Origin of the sequence: Hamadaea sp. NPDC050747, assembly GCF_040654195.1 — a bacterium.
Taxonomy (GTDB): domain Bacteria; phylum Actinomycetota; class Actinomycetes; order Mycobacteriales; family Micromonosporaceae; genus Hamadaea.
Genome location: NZ_JBFAHM010000018.1, coordinates 148673 through 170753, shown reverse-complemented (window position 1 = coordinate 170753; position 22081 = coordinate 148673). Strand labels below are relative to the sequence as shown.

General features: G+C 69.9%; 24 protein-coding genes. 19 read left to right on the top strand and 5 right to left on the bottom strand.

What is annotated here, in order from left to right:
• Positions 1–80: 80 nt before the first annotated feature.
• Positions 81–845 carry a hypothetical protein gene (locus tag AB0H43_RS35315; protein WP_360006869.1) on the bottom strand — a complete coding sequence of 255 codons (765 nt, stop codon included), beginning with the start codon at positions 843–845 and terminating at the stop codon, positions 81–83.
• The gene (shbA, locus tag AB0H43_RS35310; protein ID WP_360006866.1) at positions 842–1417 is read right to left on the bottom strand and encodes an RNA polymerase sigma factor ShbA; all 576 of its coding nucleotides are present in this window, start codon (positions 1415–1417) and stop codon (positions 842–844) included. The genes AB0H43_RS35315 and shbA overlap by 4 nt, the downstream gene beginning before the upstream one ends.
• A 134-nt stretch (positions 1418–1551) precedes the next feature.
• Between shbA and AB0H43_RS35305 the strand changes: the two genes are divergently transcribed.
• The 12 genes from AB0H43_RS35305 (at position 1552) to AB0H43_RS35250 (ending at position 12908) form a co-directional block, all read left to right on the top strand.
• Positions 1552–2085 carry a hypothetical protein gene (locus AB0H43_RS35305; RefSeq protein WP_360006917.1) on the top strand — a complete coding sequence of 178 codons (534 nt, stop codon included), beginning with the start codon at positions 1552–1554 and terminating at the stop codon, positions 2083–2085.
• A gap of 97 nt (positions 2086–2182) precedes the next feature.
• Positions 2183–3124 (top strand): ABC transporter ATP-binding protein, encoded by a 942-nt coding sequence (locus AB0H43_RS35300; protein ID WP_360006863.1) that lies wholly within the window; start codon positions 2183–2185, stop codon positions 3122–3124.
• Positions 3121–3870: an ABC transporter permease gene (locus AB0H43_RS35295; RefSeq protein ID WP_360006861.1), complete on the top strand. Its 750-nt coding sequence runs from the start codon at positions 3121–3123 to the stop codon at positions 3868–3870. Before AB0H43_RS35300 ends, AB0H43_RS35295 begins: the two co-directional genes overlap by 4 nt.
• A gap of 22 nt (positions 3871–3892) precedes the next feature.
• Positions 3893–4672 (top strand): ABC transporter permease, encoded by a 780-nt coding sequence (locus AB0H43_RS35290; RefSeq protein ID WP_360006914.1) that lies wholly within the window; start codon positions 3893–3895, stop codon positions 4670–4672.
• A 5-nt stretch (positions 4673–4677) separates the two neighbouring features.
• Entirely contained in the window at positions 4678–6057 is a 1380-nt protein-coding gene (locus AB0H43_RS35285) for an MCE family protein (RefSeq protein ID WP_360006859.1), read from the top strand.
• Positions 6054–7097, top strand: a complete 1044-nt coding sequence (locus AB0H43_RS35280) for an MlaD family protein (RefSeq protein ID WP_360006857.1) — start codon at positions 6054–6056, stop codon at positions 7095–7097. The genes AB0H43_RS35285 and AB0H43_RS35280 overlap by 4 nt, the downstream gene beginning before the upstream one ends.
• Positions 7097–8143 (top strand): MCE family protein, encoded by a 1047-nt coding sequence (locus AB0H43_RS35275; protein WP_360006854.1) that lies wholly within the window; start codon positions 7097–7099, stop codon positions 8141–8143. The genes AB0H43_RS35280 and AB0H43_RS35275 overlap by 1 nt, the downstream gene beginning before the upstream one ends.
• Complete coding sequence (locus tag AB0H43_RS35270; RefSeq protein WP_360006851.1) at positions 8140–9231, top strand: MCE family protein; 1092 nt, start codon at positions 8140–8142, stop codon at positions 9229–9231. Before AB0H43_RS35275 ends, AB0H43_RS35270 begins: the two co-directional genes overlap by 4 nt.
• Positions 9228–10460: an MCE family protein gene (locus tag AB0H43_RS35265; RefSeq protein WP_360006847.1), complete on the top strand. Its 1233-nt coding sequence runs from the start codon at positions 9228–9230 to the stop codon at positions 10458–10460. The genes AB0H43_RS35270 and AB0H43_RS35265 overlap by 4 nt, the downstream gene beginning before the upstream one ends.
• Positions 10457–11752 (top strand): MCE family protein, encoded by a 1296-nt coding sequence (locus AB0H43_RS35260; RefSeq protein WP_360006844.1) that lies wholly within the window; start codon positions 10457–10459, stop codon positions 11750–11752. The genes AB0H43_RS35265 and AB0H43_RS35260 overlap by 4 nt, the downstream gene beginning before the upstream one ends.
• Before the next feature lie 29 nt (positions 11753–11781).
• Positions 11782–12426, top strand: coding sequence for a hypothetical protein (locus AB0H43_RS35255; RefSeq protein WP_360006842.1), 645 nt, complete (start codon positions 11782–11784; stop codon positions 12424–12426).
• Positions 12423–12908: a hypothetical protein gene (locus AB0H43_RS35250; RefSeq protein ID WP_360006839.1), complete on the top strand. Its 486-nt coding sequence runs from the start codon at positions 12423–12425 to the stop codon at positions 12906–12908. The genes AB0H43_RS35255 and AB0H43_RS35250 overlap by 4 nt, the downstream gene beginning before the upstream one ends.
• Before the next feature lie 81 nt (positions 12909–12989).
• On the opposite strand, the gene AB0H43_RS35245 is transcribed toward AB0H43_RS35250, so the two are convergent.
• Both AB0H43_RS35245 and AB0H43_RS35240 read right to left on the bottom strand, forming a co-directional pair.
• On the bottom strand, positions 12990–13751 hold the full coding sequence (locus AB0H43_RS35245; RefSeq protein WP_360006836.1) for a hypothetical protein: 762 nt from the start codon (positions 13749–13751) through the stop codon (positions 12990–12992).
• A gap of 40 nt (positions 13752–13791) precedes the next feature.
• Positions 13792–15597, bottom strand: coding sequence for an acyl-CoA dehydrogenase (locus AB0H43_RS35240; RefSeq protein WP_360006833.1), 1806 nt, complete (start codon positions 15595–15597; stop codon positions 13792–13794).
• Between the two features lie 86 nt (positions 15598–15683).
• Between AB0H43_RS35240 and AB0H43_RS35235 the strand changes: the two genes are divergently transcribed.
• From AB0H43_RS35235 to AB0H43_RS35210, 6 genes are all read left to right on the top strand, one after another.
• A complete protein-coding gene (locus AB0H43_RS35235) occupies positions 15684–16454 on the top strand; it encodes an SDR family oxidoreductase (protein ID WP_360006831.1) in 771 nt (256 codons plus the stop codon).
• Between the two features lie 139 nt (positions 16455–16593).
• Positions 16594–17037: a MaoC family dehydratase gene (locus AB0H43_RS35230; protein WP_360006828.1), complete on the top strand. Its 444-nt coding sequence runs from the start codon at positions 16594–16596 to the stop codon at positions 17035–17037.
• Positions 17034–18014, top strand: coding sequence for an NADPH:quinone oxidoreductase family protein (locus AB0H43_RS35225; RefSeq protein WP_360006825.1), 981 nt, complete (start codon positions 17034–17036; stop codon positions 18012–18014). The genes AB0H43_RS35230 and AB0H43_RS35225 overlap by 4 nt, the downstream gene beginning before the upstream one ends.
• Positions 18011–19024 carry a phosphotransferase family protein gene (locus AB0H43_RS35220; RefSeq protein ID WP_360006823.1) on the top strand — a complete coding sequence of 338 codons (1014 nt, stop codon included), beginning with the start codon at positions 18011–18013 and terminating at the stop codon, positions 19022–19024. The genes AB0H43_RS35225 and AB0H43_RS35220 overlap by 4 nt, the downstream gene beginning before the upstream one ends.
• Before the next feature lies 1 nt (position 19025).
• Positions 19026–20231 (top strand): acyl-CoA dehydrogenase family protein, encoded by a 1206-nt coding sequence (locus AB0H43_RS35215; RefSeq protein ID WP_360006820.1) that lies wholly within the window; start codon positions 19026–19028, stop codon positions 20229–20231.
• Entirely contained in the window at positions 20228–21094 is an 867-nt protein-coding gene (locus AB0H43_RS35210) for an alpha/beta fold hydrolase (protein WP_360006817.1), read from the top strand. The genes AB0H43_RS35215 and AB0H43_RS35210 overlap by 4 nt, the downstream gene beginning before the upstream one ends.
• A 6-nt stretch (positions 21095–21100) precedes the next feature.
• Here the strand turns inward: AB0H43_RS35210 and AB0H43_RS35205 are convergent, their stop codons facing one another.
• On the bottom strand, positions 21101–21715 hold the full coding sequence (locus tag AB0H43_RS35205; RefSeq protein ID WP_360006814.1) for an NAD(P)H-dependent oxidoreductase: 615 nt from the start codon (positions 21713–21715) through the stop codon (positions 21101–21103).
• A 138-nt stretch (positions 21716–21853) separates the two neighbouring features.
• On the opposite strand from AB0H43_RS35205, the gene AB0H43_RS35200 reads away from it, so the two are divergent.
• On the top strand, positions 21854–22054 hold the full coding sequence (locus AB0H43_RS35200; protein WP_253757703.1) for a PspC domain-containing protein: 201 nt from the start codon (positions 21854–21856) through the stop codon (positions 22052–22054).
• Positions 22055–22081 lie beyond the last annotated feature (27 nt).

Below are 22081 nucleotides of genomic sequence, written 5' to 3'. Positions count from 1 at the left end.
CCTGATCCAGGCGGAACGAATCGGGCGCGCGCGCAAGCGCCCAGACGCGGAGGGGCGAAGGTGCGGGGGAGGCGACGGGGTCAGCCGAGGATGGGGAGGGAGGGCAGGAGCGACGGCAGCGGCGGGAGCGGGAGCAGCCCGCCCTGGCTGGGTGACGGCGACGGGGCCGGCGACGAGGGAGCCGGCGTCGTCGACGGGCCTACGCCGGAGGGCCGCGGCGTGGCGCTGTGCGTTACTCCCGACGGTGCGGTCGGCGAGGAGCCCGTCTCGGGGATGGTGACCGCGGCGAGCGCTGCCCGCAGCTGCTCGATCCGGGTGGTCAGGCGTTGCCGGTCAACGGCGTCGGTCACCTTGGGCAGCAGAGTGGCGGCCTGGTCGGTGAGGCTGCGCGCGTCGGCGAACCGGCGGTCGGCGTACGCCGTCGTCGCCTGGTCGAGGAGCGCGGTGGCCTGCTGGGCGGCGGCTCGCGAGTCCGCCCGATCGCCGTACACGATCTTCGTGATGGGCCACAATGGACTGCCCGGACCGGCGTTCGCGGCGCCTGCGGTGAGCCCGCCGCCGAGGAGGACGACGGCTCCGGCGATCGCGGCGACCAGGCGAGCCGAGAAGGGGCGCCGGGACGGCCGCACGGCCGGGTCGGCGACGACGGGGGCGGGCGCTGCTTCGTCCGACGAGACGGAGGCCTGCCAGGACGACAACATGACCGCGAGCGAGTCGTCGGCCGGCGGAGGCGAGCCCGATCCCAGCAGGTCCAGCAGGGCGTCGTCCTGGGCGAGCTGGTCGGCGTCGATCGGCGGGCCGCCCGGGTCCGAGTCGGGGAAGTGCCCCTGATTGCGCATCTTCATGCCGCGGACACCTCACCGAAGACGTCGCCGGCCAGCGTACGCAGTTTGGCCAGGGCGCGGGACTGGGCGACCCGGACGGCGGTCGCGGACATCGAGAGTGCGGTGCCGACCTCGTCCGCGCTGAGCCCGACGGCGACCCGGAGCACGATGATCTCGCGTTGGGTGTCGTTGAGCTGGTTCAGCAGCAGGGCCAGCCGCCGGGCCTGGTCGGCGGAGATGGCCTGCTGCTCGGGGCCGGGTGTGCTGTCCGGGCGTTCGGGCACGGAGTCGACCGAGACGGTGAGCCGCCGCACGGCGCTGCGCTGGGCGTCGGCGACCTTGCGGGCGGCGATGCCGTAGACGAACGCGGAGAACGGCACTCCCTGTTGGCGGTAGCGCGGCAGCGCCCGCAGGATCGCCACGCAGACCTCCTGGGAGATGTCGTCGGCCGTGGTGTACGCCCCGCCGAGCTGACCGAGCCGGGCGCGGCAGTAGCGGACGACCCCGGGCCGCACGTCGGTGAGCAGGGCTTCGGTCGCCGCGGGCTCGCCGCGTACGGCCCGTTCGACCAGCTCCGATTCCGACCACCCCACGGTGTGCACGATAACCAACGTTCCAGGGCGGTAAAAGTCGTGAGCGAGTGCCGTACGCTGACCGCCACCCATCCCTCGAGAAGCGAGAGGCCCCCGTGGACACCGCAACCTTGCAGCGGCAACAGACCCTGCACATGAAACAGCGCATCACCCTGATGGTGAACCAGTACGAAATCCACGATTCGGATGCGAACGGCAATCCGGGCACGCTCGTCGCCTTCGCCCAGCAGAAGCGGATGGCGCTCAAGGAGCAGGTCACGCTCTACACCGACAGCACCAAGCAGTCGGTGGTCGCCGGATTCAAGGCCCGTCAGGTCATCGACCTCGGGGCGACCTATGACATCACGGACAGCGCGGGCACTCCGATCGGCACCTTCCGCAAGGACTTCGCGAAGTCGCTTCTGCAGTCCACCTACCACTTCGAGCAGCCCGGTCTCGGCACCATCACCGGCACGGAGCGCAGCCTCCCGATCGCGCTGCTGCGCCGGTTCGTCGCGAGCTGGCTGCCGTACCACTTCGACTTCGTCCGCAACGGGCAGGTCGCGTTCTCGGTGAACCGCAAGTTCTCGCTGCGCGACAAGTACCTCATCACCATCAACGACCCGGAGCTGGACCGCCGGGCCGTCCTCGCGATGGCCGTCGCCCTCGACGCGCTGCAGGCCCGCTGACGAAGAGTCGTCGGTCCTCTGACGAAAAAGAGCTGTAACACCCCGACCCTCCCCGGCGATATCCCTTCACCAACTGGTGGCAGCCGGGGAGGAACGGGTGGGCGTAGAGGTCCGGGTCGAGGGGCTGACGAAGTCCTTCGGGCGTACGCCGGTGTGGTCGGACGTCACCTTGACGCTGCCCGCCGGCGAGATCTCCGTCCTCCTGGGACCGTCCGGAACCGGCAAATCGGTCTTCCTGAAGACGCTGGTGGGCCTCCTGCGCCCGGATCGCGGCTCGATCTGGATCGGCGACCAGGATCTGCCGCAGCTGCCCGAGCGCGACCTTTACGAGGTACGCAAGCTGTTCGGCGTCCTCTTCCAGGACGGCGCCCTCTTCGGGTCGATGACCATCTACGACAACGTGGCCTTCCCGCTGCGGGAGCACACGAAGTTCAGTGAGGCCCGCATCCGGGACATCGTCACGGAGAAGCTCGACCTCATGGGCCTGTCCGGGGCGGAGCGGAAACTCCCCGGCGAGATCTCAGGCGGCATGCGCAAACGGGCCGGGCTGGCACGCGCGCTGGTCCTCGACCCCCAGATCGTGCTGTTCGACGAACCCGACTCGGGCCTCGACCCGGTGCGGACGGCGTACCTGAATCAATTGATCATCGATCTGAACCAGCAGATCGACGCGACGTTCCTGATCGTCACGCACGACATCAACACCGCGCGGACGGTGCCGGACAACATCGGCCTGATCTACCACGGGCATCTGGCCATGTTCGGCCCGCGCGAGATGTTGTTGTCCAGCCACGAGCCCGTGGTCCGCCAGTTCCTCAACGCCCAGCGCGTCGGTCCCATCGGCATGGCCGAGGAGAAGGACGCCGACGAGCTGGCCGCTGAGGCCGCCGCCGGGGCGCAGCTGCCTCCGCTGCCGCCCATCCCGTTGCAGCTGCGCCCCTCCGACGGCGGACCCCGGCGAGCCGAGCGCAAAGCCGGCGCGTGGTGCCATGAGCACGGCGTCCTGCCACCGCTCGGCTCCTTTGTGGAGGCACGATGAGGGCCGTCGGCGAGTTCCTGATCTTCTGCGGGCGCACCGTGCGCGGCTGCTTCCGCCGCCCGGTGCAGGTCCGCGAGTTCGTCCAGCAGGCGTGGTTCCTCAGCTCCGTCTCGATCGCCCCCGCGGCGCTCGTCTCCATCCCCTTCGGCGCGGTGATCGCTCTCCAATTGGGCTCACTGGTACGCCAACTGGGCGCCCAGTCGTTCACCGGTGCGGCGTCGGTGCTGGCGGTCGTCCGCGAGGCCGGGCCGATCGTGACCGCGTTGGTGATCGCCGGGGCGGGCGGCTCGGCGATCTGTGCCGACCTGGGCGCCCGGAAGATCCGGGAAGAGCTCGACGCGATGCGGGTGCTCGGGATCGACCCCGTGCAGCGGCTGGTCGTCCCGCGAGTCATCGCCGGAGCACTGGTCGCCGTGCTGTTGAACGGGTTGGTCAGCGTGGTCGGGGTGGCCGGCGGCTACTTCTTCAACGTCATCCTCCAAGGCGGTACGCCGGGGGCGTACCTGGCGAGCTTCCAGGCCTTGGGCCAGCTGCCCGACCTGATCTCCGGCGAACTCAAGGCGCTCGTCTTCGGGGTGGTGGCGGCGCTGGTGGCGAGCTATCTCGGGATGAACGCCCAAGGCGGCCCGAAGGGCGTCGGCGACGCGGTGAACAAGTCCGTCGTGATCACCTTCATGCTCCTGTTCGCCCTGAACTTCGTCATGACGGCGATCTACTTCCAGGTCGTCCCGCAGAAGGGGGCGTGAGTCGGTGTTCGGCTGGCTCGACATGCTCGGCGGTCAACTCGCCTTCTACCTGCGGGCGGCCGCCTGGACACCGCGTACGCTGCGCCGGTATCGGCGGGAGGTGCTGCGGCTGCTCGCCGAGGTCAGCTTCGGCACCGGCGGGCTGGCCGTCGTCGGCGGCACCGTCGGCGTCATCGCCTTCCTGACCTTCTTCACCGGCACCGAGGTCGGCCTGCAGGGATATCAGGCGCTCGACCAGATCGGCAGCAGCGCGTTCACCGGGTTCATCTCGGCGTACTTCAACACGCGGGAGATCTCCCCGCTGGTCGCGGCGCTCGCGCTGTCGGCCACCGTGGGCTGCGGATTCACCGCCCAGCTCGGGGCGATGCGGATCTCCGAGGAGGTCGACGCGCTGGAGGTCATGGCGGTCCCGTCGGTTCCGTTCCTCGTCACGACGCGGATGATCGCCGGTTTCCTCGCGGTCATTCCCCTGTACGTGCTGGGCCTGCTGGCCAGCTACTTCGCCACGCGGACCATCGCGACCGGCTACTTCGGACAGTCGCCGGGCACCTACGACTACTACTTCGGCCTCTTCCTGCCGCCCGAGGACGTGCTCTGGTCGTTCGGGAAGGTGCTCGTCTTCAGCGTCATCGTGGTGCTGATCCACTGCTACTACGGGTTCACCGCGACCGGCGGACCGGCCGGAGTCGGTGTCGCGGTCGGGCGCGCTGTGCGTACGGCGATCGTGGCGGTCAACGTGGTGGACTTCTTCTTCTCGCTCGCGGTGTGGGGCGCGACGACGACCGTCCGGATCGCGGGGTGACCGCCATGCGGCTGCGCCTGCTCGGTCTCGGCTTCGTCGTCGTGCTCGCCGGTTCGCTGACGCTGTCGGTGCTGGTGTATCGCAAGGCGTTCACCCCGGTGGACTGGGTGACCCTGCGGACCGACCACACCGGCCTGCAACTCTCGACCGGCGCCGAGGTGAAACTGCTCGGCGTCCAGGTCGGCGAGGTACGCGAGATCACCGCGAACGGCGCGTCGGCGGAACTGCGGCTGGCGATCGATCCCGACCAGATCGCCAGGATCCCCGCCGACGTTTCCGCACGGCTGCTCCCGAAGACCCTCTTCGGTGAGCGCTATGTGGAGTTGATCCCCGCCGGCACTGGCCGCTCGATCGGCCTGTCGGAGGGGGCTGGAGGACGGCCCGTGCCGGCTTCCAGCGTGTCCGCCGGCACTGGCCGCTCGATCGGCCTGTCGGAGGGGGCTGGAGGACGGCCCGTGCCGGCTTCCAGCGTGACAGCCCCGGTTTCCGGAGTGGGTCCCGCGGCCGCTGCGCGGCCGTCGCTCCGGGCCGGGGCCGTCATCGACCAGGACCGCACGTCCAGCGCGGTCGAGCTGGAGCAGGTCCTCGACCGGGCGCTGCCCGTGTTGCAGGCGATCAAGCCGGACAAGCTGGCGGCGACGCTCGGCGCGTTGGCGTATGCGCTGGACGGGCGGGGTGACCGACTGGGGCAGGACGTGGCGAACGCCGACGAGCTGCTGGCCGCCCTCAACAAGCAGATGCCGACCATTGCCACCGACGTCCGCCGTCTTGCCCAAGCGCTCGACGGATACAGCGCGGCGCTGCCGGATCTGCTGACGATCCTGCGGAACGTGACCGTCACGGCGACCACCGTGGTCGATCAGAAGGAGCAGCTCGCCGAGTTCCTCGCCGACGCCACCGACCTCGCCGACAACACCCGGATCTTCCTCGACCGGTACGACGACCGGATCATCCAGCTCGGCCGGGTCAGCCGCCCGGTGCTGGAGCTGCTGGCCGCGTACGCCCCGGAGTATCCCTGCTTCTTCCGCGGGCTGACCGCATTGCAGCCGCAGCTGGAGGAGGTCTTCGCCAGCGGCCGGATGCACATCACGCTGGAGGTCACGCGGGACAACGGGAAGTACGTGAAGGGACGAGACGAGCCGGTCTACGGCGCGAGCAACGGTCCGCAGTGCCATGGGCTGCCCGACCCGAAGGTGCCCGCCCCCGGTACGCCGATCGCCGACGGCTACGACTACGGCGCGGGCGCACCGGCGAAACAGCCGCTCCTGAAACCGATCGTCGCCGCCCTCACGAATACGCAGCCCGACCAGGTCAGCGACCTCGACCTGCTCCTGTGGGGGCCGCTCCTCAACGGGCAGACGGTGAACCTGGGGGTGGCCCAGTGAGTGCCGTCGAGGGCCGCGGCCTGGCGCGCCCGCTGCTCAAGCTGATCGCCTTCGCCGCCGTGACCCTGCTGCTCACCGGCCTGCTCGCCCGGACGCTCGGCGCGTTCGCGTTCGGCGGCGGGCCGGAGTACCGGGCGCGGTTCACCGACGTGACCGGCCTGCTCGTCGGCGACGACGTACGCGTGGCCGGCGTCAAAGTCGGCCGGGTCACCGGCATCGATCTCATCCAGGACGGCGGCAAGCCGACCGCCGAGGTGAGCTTCACTGCCGAGGACGTGCCGCTGGCGACGACGGTCCTGGCGAAGATCCGCTACCGGAACCTGATCGGGCAGCGCTATCTCGCCCTGAGCGAGGGGCCGGGCGGCGGCGACAGGCTCAAGCCGGAGGGCCTGATCCCAGTGGCGCAGACGACTCCGGCACTGGACCTGACCGTCGTCTTCAACGGGTTCCGTCCCCTGTTCACAGGGCTGAACCCGGCGGACGTCAACAAGTTCGCCTTCGAGATCATCCAGGTGCTGCAGGGCGAGGGCGGTACGCTGTCCGACCTCTTACGGCGTACCGCCTCGGTGACCAACACCCTCGCGGACCGCGACGCGGCGATCGGCCGGGTGATCACGAACCTGAACGCCGTTCTCGGCACGCTGGACCAGCGCGACGCGAAGCTGTCGGAGACGATCAAGCAGATGCAGTTGCTGGTGTCGGGGCTGGCCGCGGACCGCAAGGCGATCGGCGGCGCGTTGACCAACATCAGCGGCCTGGCCGAGGCGACCACCTCGTTGTTGCGCGACGCGCGGCCGAGCCTGGCCGCGGACATCTCCGCCCTGAACACGCTGGCGGGAACGCTGGTCGAGAACTCGTCGGTCATCGAGTCGACCTTGACCCGGGCGCCGGCGCGGCTGGACGCGCTGACCCGGACCGCCTCATACGGGTCGTGGTTCAACTTCTACCTCTGTGACTTCGACGGCCGGGTGACGTTGGGCAGCACCACGCTGAACCCGGCGACGTTCAGCGGCACCGCGGCCAAGTGCGGAGGCAACTGATGCGGACTCGCTTGATCGTCGCGTCAGCCATGCTGCTTCGAGCGGTGAAACGCCCGAATCAACAGCGTCGCCGGCGCAATGATCACGCTCGGCCGGCGGTGGTCGGCGGTGTGGGCGTCGCGGTGCTGTTCGCGCTGCTCCTGGCGGCGTTCCAGATCGAGGACCTGCCGCTCATCGGCGGCGGGACCAGCTACAGCGCGGCGTTCCGGGACGCGAGCGGGCTGGCGCCCGGCAACGAGGTGCGCGTGGCCGGCGTGAAAGTCGGCAAGGTCACGGAGATTGAACTCGCCCAGAGTGGGAATGGCGCCTACGTCCGGGTGGGGTTCCGGGTGCGTGGCGTCGTTCTTGGGGAGAGGACCGGCGCCACCATCCGGATCAAAACGGTGCTGGGCCAGAAGTTCCTCGCGCTGGATCCCCAAGGCGGCGGCGAGCTGCGCGGCGAGATCCCGCTCGACCGGACCGCCTCCCCGTTCGACGTGATGCAGGCGGTCACCGGGTTGGCCGGCACGTTGCAGCAGATCGACACGCAGCAACTGGCGCAGGCGTTCAGCGTGCTCTCGGAGACCTTCGCCGACACTCCGGCCAGTGTGAAGGCCTCGCTGACCGGGCTCTCGCGGCTTTCGCAGACGGTCGCTTCGCGCGACGACCAACTTCGCGAGCTGCTCGCGCGGTCCAAGAACGTCACCGCCGTCCTCGCCCAGCGGGACGAGGAGTTCCAGCGCCTGATCTCGGACGCCGACCTGCTGCTCGCCGAGGTACACGCGCGCCGGGACGCGATCCACACGCTGCTGGTCGCCACCTCTCAGCTGGCGGACCAGATCTCCGGCTTCATCACCGACACCAAGAAGACGCTGCAACCCGCGCTGCAGAAATTGCGGGCTTTCGTCGGTGTGCTGCAACGCAACCGGACCAAGCTCGAGAACACGCTGACCAGCCTGGCCCCGTTCGTCAACGCGTTCGCCAACGTCGTCGGCAACGGCCGCTGGTTCGACTCCTATGTGGCCGGTCTCGTCCAGGGCTATCTACCGACAGGTGGTTCGAAGTGAAGGCGCGCGTGATCGTCGCCGCGGCGCTGGTGCCCGCCGTCGCCGTGGCGCTCGTCGTGATGCTGCGGGACAAGCCGATGAACCGGGTGGTGGCGCACTTCAGCGCGGCGGTGGGCGTCCACGAGGGCTCGGACGTGCGAGTCCTCGGCGTCAAGGTCGGTGAGGTCACCGCGGTACGCCCGGAGGGCCGCACGGTCCGGGTCGAGTTGGCGTACGACCCCGGGGTGAAGGTGCCTGCCGACGCACAGGCCCTCGTCGTGCCGCCGAGCGTGGTCGCCGACCGCTACGTCCAGCTGGCTCCGGCCTACGCCGGTGGTCCGGCCCTCGCCGACGGTGCGGACCTGCCGGTCGAGCGGACGGTCGTGCCGATCGAGCTGGACGAGATCTATCGGTCGCTCGACGATCTCAATCGCGCGCTCGGCCCGGAGGGCGCGAACAAAGACGGTGCGTTGTCGCAGCTCGTCGACGTCGGCGCGGCCAATCTGGCCGGCAACGGGCAGAACCTGCACGAGACGCTGTCCGGGCTCAGCCAGGCTTTGGACACGCTGTCGACCGGCCGGCAGGACCTCTTCGGCACGGTCGTCAACCTCCAGCAGTTCACCGGCACGCTGGCGAAGAGCGACGCGAGCGTACGCGAATTCACCGCCCGCATGGCCCAGGTCGGGGAGGAGCTGGCGGCGGAGAAGGACGAACTGGCCGCCGCCGTACGCGACCTCGCCTCCGCGCTCGCACAGATCACGACGTTCGTGAAGCAGAACCGGGCGGAGTTGACGGCCAACGTGGCCGCCCTCGCCGATCTGACCGGCGTACTGGTGCGGCAGCAGCAGGCGTTGCGGGAGGTGCTCGACGTCGCGCCGTTGGCGCTGTCCAACCTCAATCTCGCGTACAACCCCCGGTCCGGCACGACCGACACCCGGGACAACGCGATGGGGCCCTACGACCCCGCCAGCTTCGTCTGCTCACTCCTCGTCGACAGTGTTCCCGCCGGGAAGGTGCCGGTGGAGTGCCTGACGCTGGCCAAGGCGCTGGCCGACCGCAAGCTGCCGTTGACCGATCAACTCCGGCGTCTGCTGGGCGGCCGGTCATGAGGCGGGCGTTGATCGCGATCGCGGTGGCGCTGACCACCGCCGGCTGCCAGCTCCCGGGCGGCGCCCCGTCGTCGGGCGGCTTCCTCGTCAGCGCCGAGTTCACCGATGTGCTGGATCTCGTCCCGCAGGCGGCGGTCAAGGTCAACGACGTGACGGTCGGCAGCGTGACCGGCGTCGAGCTGCACGGCTGGACCGCGGTCGTCCGGATGCGGGTCGCGGACACGGTCAAGCTGCCCGACAACGCGATCGCCGCGATCCGGCAGTCGAGCCTCTTGGGGGAGAAGTTCGTCGACCTGTCCGCACCAGCCGACAGTCCACAGGGGACGCTCAGCGACGGCGACGTGATCCCGTTGGAGCGCACCAAGCGCGGCGCCGAGGTCGAAGAGGTGCTGGCCGCCCTGGGCCTGCTGCTCAACGGCGGCGGCCTGGCTCAGCTCAAGACGATCAACACGGAGGTCGGCAAGGCACTGGGCGGCCGGGAGGCCGACGCCAAGGGAGCGCTGCGCGAGCTGGACAAGTTCGTCGCCGCCCTCGACGCGCAGAAGGACGACATCGTCCGCGCCCTCGACTCGCTCGACCGCCTCACGAAACAGCTCGCGGAGCAGACCGACACCATCGGCCGTGCCGTCGACGCGCTCGAACCCGGCCTCACCGTGCTGGCCGGGCAGCGCGTTCAGCTCACGGCCGCGCTGGTCGCGCTGCGCGACCTCGGGTCCGTGGGCAAGCGCGTGATCGAGCAGAGCAAGGCCGACACCCTCGCCTCGCTCAAGGCCCTCCAGCCCACGCTCGATCAGCTGGTACGCGCGGGGGACGCGTTGCCGAAGGGGCTGGACCTCATGCTGTCCTACCCGTTCCCGCCGAACGCGCAGAAGGCGATCGCGGGCGACTATGTGCGGCTGCACATCACCCTCGACCTGGACGCGGCGTCGATCCTGTCGAACCTGGTCGCGAAGGGGACGACGCCCGGTACGCCGACCGTCCCGACCCTGCCGGGGCTCCCGTTGCCGTCGCTGCCGCCGATCCTGCCGTCCCTGCCGCCGATCTTGCCATCCTTGCCACCGATCCTCCCGTCCAGCGGCATCCTGCCGAGCGGGTTGCTGCCCAGCGGGCTGCTTCCCGGACTGCCGCTTTCGGCACCCGTCGTCACCTGGGAGTACGACCCGGCGACGGGCGAGATCTCGGGAGTCACCGGCGGTCTGTCCGAGATCCTCGCCGGGAGGACGGCATGAGGATCACCCGGCTGGCGTGGTTCCAGCTGCTCGTCTTCGCCGTCGTCAGCGTCCTGGGCATCGGGTACGTCGCCGTCCGGTTCGTCGGGGTCGGCGAGCGGTTCACCGGGGCGTACACGGTGTTCGCGGACTTCCCGACCAGCGGCGGGATCTTCGCCAATGCCTCGGTCACCTATCGGGGTGTGCCGGTCGGGCGGGTGGAGAGCGTCGACCTGCACGAGGGTCCCGCCGGCGGACTGGTCCGGGTGCGGATGCGGATGACCGGCGACAGCCGCGTGCCCCGGGATCTCCACGCCGTCGTGGCGCACCGATCGGCCGTCGGCGAGCAGTACGTCGACCTGCGGCCGGACACCGACACGGGGCCGTATCTGGGCGACGGCGACGTCATCCCGATCGGCCGGACGGGCGTACCGCTGCCGGTGGAGACTCTGCTGACGAATTTGGACGCGGTGGTCACCTCGGTCGACCCCGCCAAACTCGCCGTGCTGGTCGACGAGCTGGGCACGGCGTTCGAGGGGAACGAGACCGCGCTGCGTACGCTGCTCGACGCGAACAGTGCTCTCCTGTCCGACGCCGTCCACTATCTGCCGCAGACGACGAAGCTCATCGACGACTCCGCCACCGTTCTGAAGACCCAGGCGGAGGCGGCCGACGAGATCAAGCGGTTCGCCGCGGCCCTCGCCCAGCTGAGTCAGACGGTCCGGGACAGCGACGCCGACCTGCGTACGCTGCTGACGAACGGGCCGCCGGCGGCGACAGAGCTGCAAGGCCTGCTGCGTGACGTCGACCCCTCGATCGGCCCGCTGCTGGGCAACCTGATCACGGTCAACGGAATCGCCGTACGCCGCTTGAACGGCATCGAACAGCTGCTGGTGGTCTATCCGATGGTGGTCACCGGTGGCTTCACCGTGGCGCCCGGGGACGCCACCGCGCACCTCGGACTGGTGCTCAACGTGAGCGATCCGCCGTCGTGCAACTACGTGAAGTCCGGGCAACGACGCTGCACCCGATCCGAGATGGCGAGCGGATCCGGCGTACGCGGCTCCGCGAACGCGCCGCGAACCAGCGGCGATCCGTCGCCCGCCCCCATCGATGGCGTATCCCCCGTTACTGACCGCACTCCTGGCTCTTCGGTCGAGACCTCATCACAAGTCGCCGGTTACGACCCGGTCACCGGGCTCGTTATCGGCCCGGATGGTCTGCCGCTGCTCTTCGGGGGCACCGGTGGCCAGGCCGCCACCGCCGGTGAGCAGTCCTGGAAGCTGCTCCTCCTGTCCGGGCTCGCGCCGTGAGCACCGACGACCCACGGAAGGAACACGACGTGGAAACCACCGAACTGACGGCGGAGCGCTCGCCGCGGCCACGCCCACGGGCGGCTGCTCCAGCAGCGACGGACACCCCGGTCGACGACGTTCCCGAGAGCCCGGCCGAGGCGAAGACGCCGACGCGGCGGCCGAAGCAGAGCGCTGCTCTCGGCGTATCGCCGAAGTGGCCCGTGGCCCGCATCCTGGCGGCGGTGCTGGCCGTGGCGCTCGCCGCGACCGCCTACGCCGGGCACGGCTGGTGGAAGCAGCGGCAGCTGGAGACCGCGCACGCCGAGGCGGTGACCGCGGCCCGGCAGCTCGCCGTGAACTTCGTGTCGATCAGCGCGGGCACGGTCGACGCGGACCTGGCGCGGATCGCGAGCGGAGCCACCGGCGAATTCGGCGACGAGTTCGGCCGGGGAATGCCCGGCGTACGCGAGGCGGTCCTGACGAACAAGGTCCGGTCGGTCGGCACCGTGCTGCGAGCGGGGCTGGTCAGCGGGGACGACGACTCGGCGATCGTCCTGGTCGCGATCGACGCGACGGTGTCGAACGTGAAGGCGCCGGACGGCCGGGTCTCGCACTACCGCATGCAGCTCGACCTCGCCAAGGACGACGCGAGCGGCAAGTGGCTCGTCAGCAGGCTGCAGTTCGTCGGATGAGGGGACGCATCGTGCGTAAGCAGGTCATCGTGCTGGCCACGGCCATCCTGATCGTCGCGGGCCTCGCCGGGTACGCCTGGTGGGACACCTGGCAGAGCCGGCAGCGGGCGGACGCGAGCCGGGAGGCGCTGGCGGTCGCGCCGGCCGCCGCCGCGGCGATCTTCTCCTACGACTACCGCACCTTCGACGCGGCCGTCGCCAACGGGAAGAACTTCGCCACCGGCACCTTCGCCAGCGAGTACGCCAAGACGACCACCGCGCTCAAGGACTCGGTCGTCAAGGAGCAGGCGGTGGTGACGGCACAGGTCAGCGCGTCCGGGGTGATCGACGTCGCGCCGGACCGCGTGCAGGTCCTGCTGTTCGTGAACCAGTACCGGCGCAACGTCAACATCTCGGGGGAGAAGGTCGACCAGAACCGGGTCGTGCTCACCCTCGTGAAGGTGGACGAGGCGTGGAAGGTCTCGGCCGCCTCCGCCCTCTGATCTCCACCGTCGTGATGATCAGCGGAAGTTTCGTGGGGCTATGACACCGCGATACTTCCGCTGATCAAGCCGGTACTGCGGCTACTGCTGGACGAGGTCCTTGGCGGCGGGCGCGGTGACCGTCACCGGCTTACCGAAGTCGCTCAGCGTCATGGCGACCTTCATGTGCGTCACGGCGTTGTTGACCTCGGCCGGGTACTCGGTGGTCAGCGCGACGAGATAGCCGTCGGCCATCTTCGAGGTGAACGGGATGCGGGCGTTCGGACCGGCCGCCTTGACCACCTTGGCGAGGGCGTCGCGGATCTGCGTCGAGCCGGCCTTGTCCATGGCCTTCTGCGGGTCGACCCAGCCTTGGAAGACGCCGTTGGGCCCGGTGGTCATCTCGACGACGCCGCTGAGCATGGCCAGGTTCTGCTCGCTCATCGCGAACATGTCGCCGAAGCCCTCGACCTGGCTCCCGTCGACCTTCATCCACTTCTTGCCGAGCTGCGGCAAGCCGGTGAGGTAGAAGTCGCTGCCGAGGACCCGGGCCTCGATCGTCGAGGTCCCGTTCACCACGGTCATCTTCATTCGCTTGGCCACGGGGTCGGACTGGACGTCCAGCTGGACGCCTGGAGCGCCGGCGTACGTGATGTCGGCGTGCATCTTGTAGCTGCCCGATCCGGACTTCACTCCGGCGGCCACGAGCGCGGCGGCGGCTTCGACGTCGAGGCTGGGCGTGACATTAGGGGCCGCGGAAGCGGAGGCGGACGGCTGGGCGCCATTGCCCGTACAGCCGGTCAGGAGGGTGGCGGCGAGCAAGGACGCGGCCAAGGACAGGGCGAAAGCTGGGCGAGGCTTCACGCCCAACACCGTAGAGCAACTCACCGTTTTCGGCATCCGGTCAGAACGCCGAGATGGGTACGCCCATCAGCGCGTTGCCGGTCTGCTCCAGGACGCGCCGGCGCGCGGCGAACTCGGGGAGCACCGTCGCGGCGAAGAACCCGGCGACGGCGATCTTGCCGGTGTAGAAGTCGGCGTCGGCCCCGTCCGCGTCGGGCAGCGCCGTCGCGGCGACCGACGCCTGCTTGGCCAGCAACCAGCCCACGATCAGGTCGCCGACGGTCATCAGCAGCCGGGTCGTGTTCTGCCCGACCTTGTAGACCTCGGTCACGTCGTCGCCGGCGGCCACCTGCCATTCCAGCATCGTGGCCACCATCGCGCGTACCTGCTCGATCGCGTCGCGGAGAGCTTCGCCCACGGCCTTGAGCGGTTCCGTGGACTCGATGGCGTCGACGTCGGCGGTCATCTCGGCGAGCAGCAGGTCGAGCGCCACCCGGCGGTCGCGGACGATCTTGCGGAAGAAGAAGTCCTGGCCCTGGATGCCGGTGGTGCCCTCGTACAGCGTGTCGATCTTGGTGTCGCGCAGGTACTGCTCGAACGGGTAGTCCTGGAGGAAGCCGGAGCCGCCGAGCGTCTGCAGCGACAGCGCCAGCATCTCGTAGCTGCGCTCGGAGCCGACGCCCTTGACGATCGGAAGCAGCAGGTCGTTGACGTTCGTGGCCTGCGGGTGGTCGCGGTCGAGCCAGTCCGCCGCGTAGAGGTAGGTGGCTCGCAACCCCTCGGCGTACGCCTTCTGCAGCATCAGCATCCGGCGAACGTCCGGATGGTGGTCGATGGTGACCCGGGGCGCCGTCTTGTCGAGCATCCGCGTCAGGTCCGCCCCCTGCACCCGCTCCTTCGCGTACGCCAGCGCGTTCAGGTAGCCGGTGGAGAGGGTGGCGATCGCCTTCACGCCGACCTGCATCCGAGCCGACTCGATCACCTTGAACATCTGGGCGATCCCGTCGTGCTGCTCGCCGACGAGCCGGCCGACGGCCGGCTGCTGTTCGCCGAAGCGCAGCTCGCAAGTGGTGGAGACCTTGATCCCCATCTTCTTCTCGACGTTCGTGGCGTAGACGCCGTTGCGGTCGCCCAGCTCGCCGGTCTCCGCGTCGAAGTGGAACTTCGGCACGAGGAACATCGACAGGCCCTTGGTCCCCGGTCCGCCCGCACCCGGCGTGCCGACCGGGCGGGCCAGCACGAAATGCATGATGTTCTCGCTGAGGTCGTGCTCGCCCGAGGTGATGAAGCGCTTGACGCCCTCGATGTGCCACGACCCGTCCGGCTGCGGCGTCGCCTTGGTCCGGCCGGCCCCCACGTCCGATCCGGCGTCCGGCTCGGTGAGGACCATCGTCGCCGCCCAGCGGCGCTCGATCATGATCTCGGCGATGCGCTGCTGCGCCGGGGTGCCGATGCGGTGCAGCAGACCGGCGAAGGGCGGACCGCCGCCGAACATGAAGACGGGCGCCTGCGCGCCCTGGATCAGTTCGACCAGCGCCCACCACAGGGATCGGGGCGCGGCGACGCCGCCCGCCTCGACCGGGATGTCGAGCCGCCACCACTCGGCGTCCATGTAGGACTGGAACGACCGCTTGAACGCCGCCGGCATGGCCACCGAGCAGGTCGCCGGATCGTAGACCGGCGGATCGCGGTCGACCTCGGCGTACGAGGCCGCGATGGGGCCGGTCGCCAGCCGCTCCACCTCCGCCAGCATCTGCTCGACCGTGTCGCGGTCCAGGTCGGCGAAGCGCCCCCGGCCCAACCGCTGGTCGAGCACCTCGAACAGCATGAAACGCAGGTCGCGGAGGTTGCTGAGGTAGTGGCTCATGCCCGACATCACACCGGTTCCAGGTTCACGCTGTCAATACCGACCGGTCGGTATGCAAGGACGGCTTCGGCCGCTATGGTGACCCCATGCAGATCGGGCTCGATGGGCGTACGGCCCTGGTCACCGGGGCTTCCCGGGGTATCGGTCAAGCCACCGCCGCGGCGCTGGCGGCCGAAGGATGCAACGTCGTGCTGGTGTCCCGCCGCCAGGAATCCCTGGACGCGGTGGCGGCGGCACTCGCGGCGCAGTACCCGAAGTCGGAGTTCCTGGCGTACGCCGCGCACGTCGGCGAGCCGGACCAGGCGCAAGCCGCGGTAGCGGCGGCGGTGGACCGGTTCGGCCAGGTCGACGTCCTCGTCAACAACGCCGGGACCAACCCCTACTACGGGCCGATGGTCGACCTCGACGTGTCCCGCGCGGAGAAGACGGTGCAGGTCAACCAGCTCTCCGTCGTGCTGTGGACGCAGGCGGTCTGGCACGCCTCGATGGCCCGCCACGGCGGTTCGATCGTGAACATCGCCTCCGTGGGTGGTCTGGTGACCGAACTGGGCATCGGGTACTACAACGCGACGAAGGCCGCGGTCATCCACCTCACCCGCCAGTTCGCCGCCGAACTCGCGCCCCGCGTACGCGTGAACGCGATCGCGCCGGGAATCGTGCGTACGCAGTTGGCGCGGGCGTTGTGGGAGGACCATGAAGAGGCGCTCAACCAGCACATCCCGCTCGGCCGGATCGGCGAGCCCGACGACATCGCCAAGACGGCGGTCTTCCTCGCGGGCGACGCGTCCTCCTGGCTGACCGGGCAGACGATCGTGGTCGACGGCGGGGCTCTCGTGCGCCCCACCCTCAGCGCCTGACGCGCTTCGCGCCCGACTTCGCGCTCGCGACTGACTTCGCGCTTCGCGACTGACTTCGTGCTGGATCACGGATCCCGGTCGAATCATGGGCCAAGATTCGACCCGGATCCGTGATCCAGCGCCCAACCGGGAGGTACGCATGGCTACTTTGGACGATCTGCGGAAGGCGGCGGGCACCGTCCTCGGCCACAGCGACTGGCTCACCGTCGATCAGGAGCGGATCAACCGATTCGCCGACGCGACCGAGGACCACCAGTGGATCCACGTCGACCCCGAGCGGGCGGCGGCCGGCCCGTTCGGCACCACCGTGGCGCACGGCTATCTGACCTTGTCGCTGCTGCCCGTCCTGGTCGGGCCGCTGGTCCGGGTCGAGGGCGTACGCATGGCGGTCAACTACGGCCTGAACAAGGTCCGGTTCCCCGCCCCGCTGCCGGTGAATTCGCGGGTGCGCGCCGAAGTCAGGCTGGCGGAGATCACCGACGTGGCCGGCGGTGCTCAGCTCGTCAGCGTCGTGACCGTGGAACGCGAGGGCGGCGACAAGCCGGTCTGCGTCGCGGAGACCGTCACGCGGGTGTACCTGTGAGGGCCTGGCAGGTCGGCCGGCTCGGGGAGCCCGCCGACGTCCTCAGCCTCGTGGACGTGCCGGAGCCGCAGCCCGGCCCCGGCCAGCTGGCCGTCCGCGTACGCGCGGGCGCCCTGAACTTCCCGGACGTGCTCCTGTGCCGGGGGCACTATCAGGTGCGTCCGCCGCTGCCGTTCACCCCGGGTCTGGAGGTCTGCGGCGAAGTCGTCGCGGTCGGCCCCGGCGTGGATCGGCGGCTCGGCGAGCGGATCATCGGCACTCCGGCGATGCCCCACGGCGGGCTGGCCGAGGTCGCGATCCTGGACGCGGTGGACGCCTTCGACGCCCCCGAGTCACTCAGTGACGCCGAGGCGGCCGCGCTGCACATCGCGTACCAGACGGGGTTCGTGGCCCTGCACCGGCGCGGGCAGCTGAAGGCGGGGGAGACGCTCCTGATCCATGCGGCGGCGGGCGGTGTCGGCAGCGCGGCGGTGCAGCTCGGGAAGGCGGCCGGGGCGCGGGTGATCGCGGTCGTCGGCGGCCCGGCCAAGGCCGAGGTGGCCCGGCAGCTGGGCGCGGACCTTGTGATCGACCGCCGGGAGCAGGACTTCGTCGCCGCTGTGAAGGAGGCGACCGGTGGCCGCGGAGCGGAAGTCGTCTACGACCCGGTGGGTGGCGACGCGTACGCCGGATCAGCGCACTGTGTGGCCTTCGAAGGCCGCATCCTCGTGATCGGCTTCGCCGGCGGCGCCATTCAGGCTCCTCCGCTGAACCACGCGCTGCTGAAGAACTACTCGATCGTCGGTGTCCACTGGGGACTGTATCGCCAGGTCGATCCGGCGGTGCTCGGCGAGTCGCATCGGGCGCTGACCGGCCTGGCGGCGTCCGGCGCCGTCCGGCCGCTGGTCAGTGAGGTGCTGCCGCTGGACGGTGTGGTCGAGGCGTTGACCCGGCTGGGCGCGGGCGACACCGTCGGCCGGGTGGTGATCACGCCATGACGGCGCCCCGGGGGCTGGACCTCGACCGGCTGCGGGCCTGTCTGGACCGCGTACGCCCCGGGCTGGTGACCGGTCCGTTGACCGGCGAGCTGATCCAGGGCGGCAAGTCCAACCTGACCTACCGGGTCGGCGACGGTGCCACCACTTGGGTCGTCCGCCGTCCGCCGCTGGGGCACGTGCTACGGACCGCGCACGACATGAGCCGGGAGTTCCGCGTCATCAGCGCGCTCGGGGAGACTCGCGTACCGGTGCCGGCGGCGATCGCGTTCTGTGAACCCGAGACCGAGGACGAGGCTCCGTTCTACGTGATGCAGGACGTCCCCGGGACGATCTACCGGACGGCGGCTCAGGCTGCCGCGCTCGGTGAGCAGCGGGCCCACGCCCTGGCCTTCGCACTGGTGGATGTGCTCGCCGATCTGCACACGGTGGACCCGGCCGGGGTCGGTCTCCGCGACTTCGGCCGTCCCGAGGGCTACCTGCAACGCCAGGTACGCCGCTGGAAGCAGCAACTGGACGCGTCCCGCAGCCGGGAGCTGCCCGGCGTCGACGACCTCTTCGACCGGCTGTCGGCACGGATTCCGGCCGAGAGCGGGGCGGCGATCGTCCACGGCGACTTCCGGCTCGACAACGTCATCGTGAACGGGCAGGACCAGATCGTCGCCGTCCTCGACTGGGAGATGGCGACCCTCGGCGATCCGCTCGCCGACCTGGGACTGTCGCTGGCGTACTGGGATCTGTGGCTGCGACCCACCGGACTGTTCGGCGAGGCCGCCCCGGAGGGCGCGCTGCCGACCAGTGCCGACCTGGCGGCCCGGTACGCCAAGCGCCGTCCGTTCGCCGAAAGCCTCGACTGGTACCTCGCTTTCGCGTACTTCAAGATCGCCGTGATCCTCGAGGGGATCCACTTCCGGCACCTCGCCGGGCAGACCGTCGGCACCGGGTTCGACCAGGTGGGCGCGATGGTTCCGCACCTGGTGGCGGCCGGGCTCCGGCAGATGAGGGAGGCCTGACATGGAGTTCGGCTACGACGAGACGACCGAGCGGCTGCGCGCCGAGTTGCTCGACTTCATGACCACGCACGTCTACCCGGCCGAGTCCGCTGTGTCCGAGGAGGACGGCTGGTCGGCCCCGCCCGTGATGGCGGAGTTGAAGGCCGAGGCCAAGCGGCGTGGACTGTGGAATCTGTTCCTCCCGGACGCGAAGTTCGGCGCGGGGCTGACGAACCTCCAGTACGCGCCGCTCGCGGAGATCATGGGCCGCAGCCCGCACCTGGCCCCCGAGGCGTGCAACTGCAACGCCCCCGACACCGGCAACATGGAAGTCCTCAGCATGTTCGGCACGCCGGTCCAGCAGGAGCGCTGGCTGCGCCCGCTGCTCGACGGCGAGATCCGGTCCGCGTTCTGCATGACCGAGCCCGAGGTCGCGTCCTCCGACGCGACCAACATCGCCACGCGGATCGAGCGCGACGGCGACGAGTACGTGATCACCGGGCACAAATGGTGGTCGTCGGGCGCGATGAACGCCAACTGCGAGATCTTCATCGTGATGGGCAAGACCGATCAATCCGCCGAGCGGCACCGTCAGCAGAGCATGATCCTCGTCCCCCGGGCCACGCCCGGGGTCGAGATCAAGCGGGGCATGCGGGTCTTCGGCTACGACGACGGCTGGCACGGTGGGCACGCCGAGATCCAGTTCCAAGGGGTACGCGTACCGGTGGAGAACTTGATCGCCGGTGAGGGCGACGGGTTCGCCATCGCACAGGCGCGCCTGGGTCCGGGGCGCATCCATCACTGCATGCGCCTGATCGGGATGGCCGAACGGGCACTGGAGGAGATGTGCCGCCGCGCCGTCGACCGGGTCGCCTTCGGCAAGCCGCTGGCGGCCCAAGGGGTGGTCGGCGAGTGGATTGCCGAGGCACGCGTACGCATCGAGCAGTCGCGGTTGCTGGTGCTGAAGACGGCCTGGCTCATGGACACCGTCGGCAACAAGGGGGCCCACACCGAGATCCAGGCGATCAAGATCGCGGTCCCGCAGATGACCGAATGGGTGCTGGACAAGGCGATCCAGGTGCACGGCGGAGGAGGCGTCAGCCAGGACTTCCCGCTGGCCCAGATGTGGGCGGCGGCGCGTACGCTCCGCCTGGCCGACGGCCCGGACGAGGTGCACAAGGCCTCGCTGGCCAAGCGGGAACTCCGCAAATACGGGGCGACCCGATGAACAGCCACACCGTGGATCTCGCGGGATCGGTGCACTACGTCGACTTCGGTGGTCCCGCCGACGGCCCGGCGGTCGTCTACGTCCACGGTCTCGGCGGCTCGCACCTCAACTGGAGCCGGCTCGCGCCGCTGCTCGCCGACCAGGTCCGCGGGTACGCCCTCGACCTGGCCGGCTTCGGGCTGACCGAGCCTTGCGGGCGGCGTACGAGTGTGGGGGCCAACGCCGAGCTGCTGCTGCGCTTCCTCGACGAGGTCGTCCGCGAGCCGGCGGTGCTCGTCGGCAACTCGATGGGCGGGATGGTCAGCATCCTCGCCGCGGCCCAAGGCCCGCACAAGGTACGCGGTCTGGCCCTGGTCGACCCGACACTGCCGCTGGCCCCGGGCGCTCGCGTGGATCCCGTGGTACGCAAGCAGTTCGCCGTCCATGCCGTGCCCGGCCTCGGGGAGTGGTCGTTGCGTCGGCGATTGGCGCGGGTGCCCGTCCGCGACCGGGTGGGCTACACGCTGGCGCTCTGCTTCTCCGACCCGGCCCGGATCCCGCCGGAGACCGTCACGGCCGGGATCGCACTGGAGGAACGGCGGGCGACGCAGCCCCGGCGGGCGGAGTCCTATTTGGAGGCCGCTCGATCGATCCTGCGCGGCGTCGGGCGGTCGGAGCACCGCCGCCGCATGGCCGGGCTGACCCAGCCGGTGCTGCTCGTCCACGGCGTCCACGACCGGCTGGTGCCGATCGCGTCGGCACGGGCGACCGCGGCGACACATCCTCAGTGGACATATGCCGAGCTGGACGCCGGGCATACTCCGCAGATCGAGGTGCCCGAGCAGGTCGCAGCCGAGATCAGGCCCTGGCTGGCCGGGCTCTGAGCCGCCTCAGGCGTGGATGACCTGCGTCCGCTTCGGCGAAGCGAGCCGAGTCGTCGCGGTCGCGGGCTCACCGGCGAAGAACGTGCGGGCGCGTTCGAGCCCGGCGGCGTCGTTGAGCGCGTCGCCGGGGCGGTTGGCGTACCCGAGCAGGACGCCGCCGAAGCGTGCCCCGAAGTACTCGGCCGACAGCCGCAGGGTCCCGATGAGCGGTTCGGCCCGGGTGAAGTCCTCGTGGCTGACCGCCGTCACGCCCCAGAAGGTCTTGCTCCGCATGCGCTCCTTGAAATCGACCCCGGGTACGCGCATCCAGGCGGACCAGTGGTCCATGTACCGCTTGGCCGGCGTGGCGACGCTGTACCAGTGGAGCGGGGAGGCGATCACGACGTCGGTCGCCGCGAGCGTCGCGTCCAGCAGTGTCCGGGCGTGGTCCACCGGCTCGGGGTAGACCCCGGCTCCCTCATGGCGGATGTCGGTGAAGTCGGGCAGCGGATGGTCGACCAGGCGCAGCCACTGCTGCTCGACGCCGGTCGGCAGGTACGCCGCCGCGTGTCGCGCCATGACCTCGGTGTTTCCGTTCTCCCGGGTGCTGGCCAGCAGGAAGAGGAAGCGGCGCGGGCTCATCGGCAGGACTCCCGTCTTAGATGCATACGCAAGAAACTTTAGCGCGTCGTACGCTCCGGGACGCCCCTACGGGATCGGGATCACAAGATCCGTCCGACGGCGGAGGGCTGCGGCGACCCGCGTACCTACCGTTGAAGCATGACAACGACGACCTCACCTCGCCGCCTCTACCGACCGCGCGACAACCGTTGGATCGCCGGAGTCTGCTCCGGGCTGGGCCGCCGGTTCGGGATCTCACCGAACGTGATGCGCCTGATCTTCGTCCTGTCGTGCCTGCTGCCCGGGCCACAGGTGCTGATCTACCTGGCGCTGTGGATCATCATGCCGAACGAGCGCTGACGTGGTTTCCCTGCGGATCACGGATAT

Excerpts from the sequence above, each read along its gene's own strand:
- AB0H43_RS35290 (WP_360006914.1), top strand. The coding sequence starts at position 3,893 with ATGCTCGGCGGTCAACTCGCCTTCTACCTGCGGGCGGCCGCCTGGACA.
- AB0H43_RS35265 (WP_360006847.1), top strand. The coding sequence starts at position 9,228 with ATGAGGCGGGCGTTGATCGCGATCGCGGTGGCGCTGACCACCGCCGGC.
- AB0H43_RS35230 (WP_360006828.1), top strand. The coding sequence starts at position 16,594 with ATGGCTACTTTGGACGATCTGCGGAAGGCGGCGGGCACCGTCCTCGGC.
- AB0H43_RS35260 (WP_360006844.1), top strand. The coding sequence starts at position 10,457 with ATGAGGATCACCCGGCTGGCGTGGTTCCAGCTGCTCGTCTTCGCCGTC.
- AB0H43_RS35220 (WP_360006823.1), top strand. The coding sequence starts at position 18,011 with ATGACGGCGCCCCGGGGGCTGGACCTCGACCGGCTGCGGGCCTGTCTG.
- AB0H43_RS35275 (WP_360006854.1), top strand. The coding sequence starts at position 7,097 with ATGCGGACTCGCTTGATCGTCGCGTCAGCCATGCTGCTTCGAGCGGTG.
- AB0H43_RS35315 (WP_360006869.1), bottom strand. The coding sequence starts at position 845 with ATGAAGATGCGCAATCAGGGGCACTTCCCCGACTCGGACCCGGGCGGC.
- AB0H43_RS35295 (WP_360006861.1), top strand. The coding sequence starts at position 3,121 with ATGAGGGCCGTCGGCGAGTTCCTGATCTTCTGCGGGCGCACCGTGCGC.
- AB0H43_RS35205 (WP_360006814.1), bottom strand. The coding sequence starts at position 21,715 with ATGAGCCCGCGCCGCTTCCTCTTCCTGCTGGCCAGCACCCGGGAGAAC.
- AB0H43_RS35305 (WP_360006917.1), top strand. The coding sequence starts at position 1,552 with ATGAAACAGCGCATCACCCTGATGGTGAACCAGTACGAAATCCACGAT.
- AB0H43_RS35210 (WP_360006817.1), top strand. The coding sequence starts at position 20,228 with ATGAACAGCCACACCGTGGATCTCGCGGGATCGGTGCACTACGTCGAC.
- AB0H43_RS35285 (WP_360006859.1), top strand. The coding sequence starts at position 4,678 with ATGCGGCTGCGCCTGCTCGGTCTCGGCTTCGTCGTCGTGCTCGCCGGT.
- AB0H43_RS35235 (WP_360006831.1), top strand. The coding sequence starts at position 15,684 with ATGCAGATCGGGCTCGATGGGCGTACGGCCCTGGTCACCGGGGCTTCC.
- AB0H43_RS35240 (WP_360006833.1), bottom strand. The coding sequence starts at position 15,597 with ATGAGCCACTACCTCAGCAACCTCCGCGACCTGCGTTTCATGCTGTTC.
- AB0H43_RS35215 (WP_360006820.1), top strand. The coding sequence starts at position 19,026 with ATGGAGTTCGGCTACGACGAGACGACCGAGCGGCTGCGCGCCGAGTTG.
- AB0H43_RS35200 (WP_253757703.1), top strand. The coding sequence starts at position 21,854 with ATGACAACGACGACCTCACCTCGCCGCCTCTACCGACCGCGCGACAAC.
- AB0H43_RS35250 (WP_360006839.1), top strand. The coding sequence starts at position 12,423 with ATGAGGGGACGCATCGTGCGTAAGCAGGTCATCGTGCTGGCCACGGCC.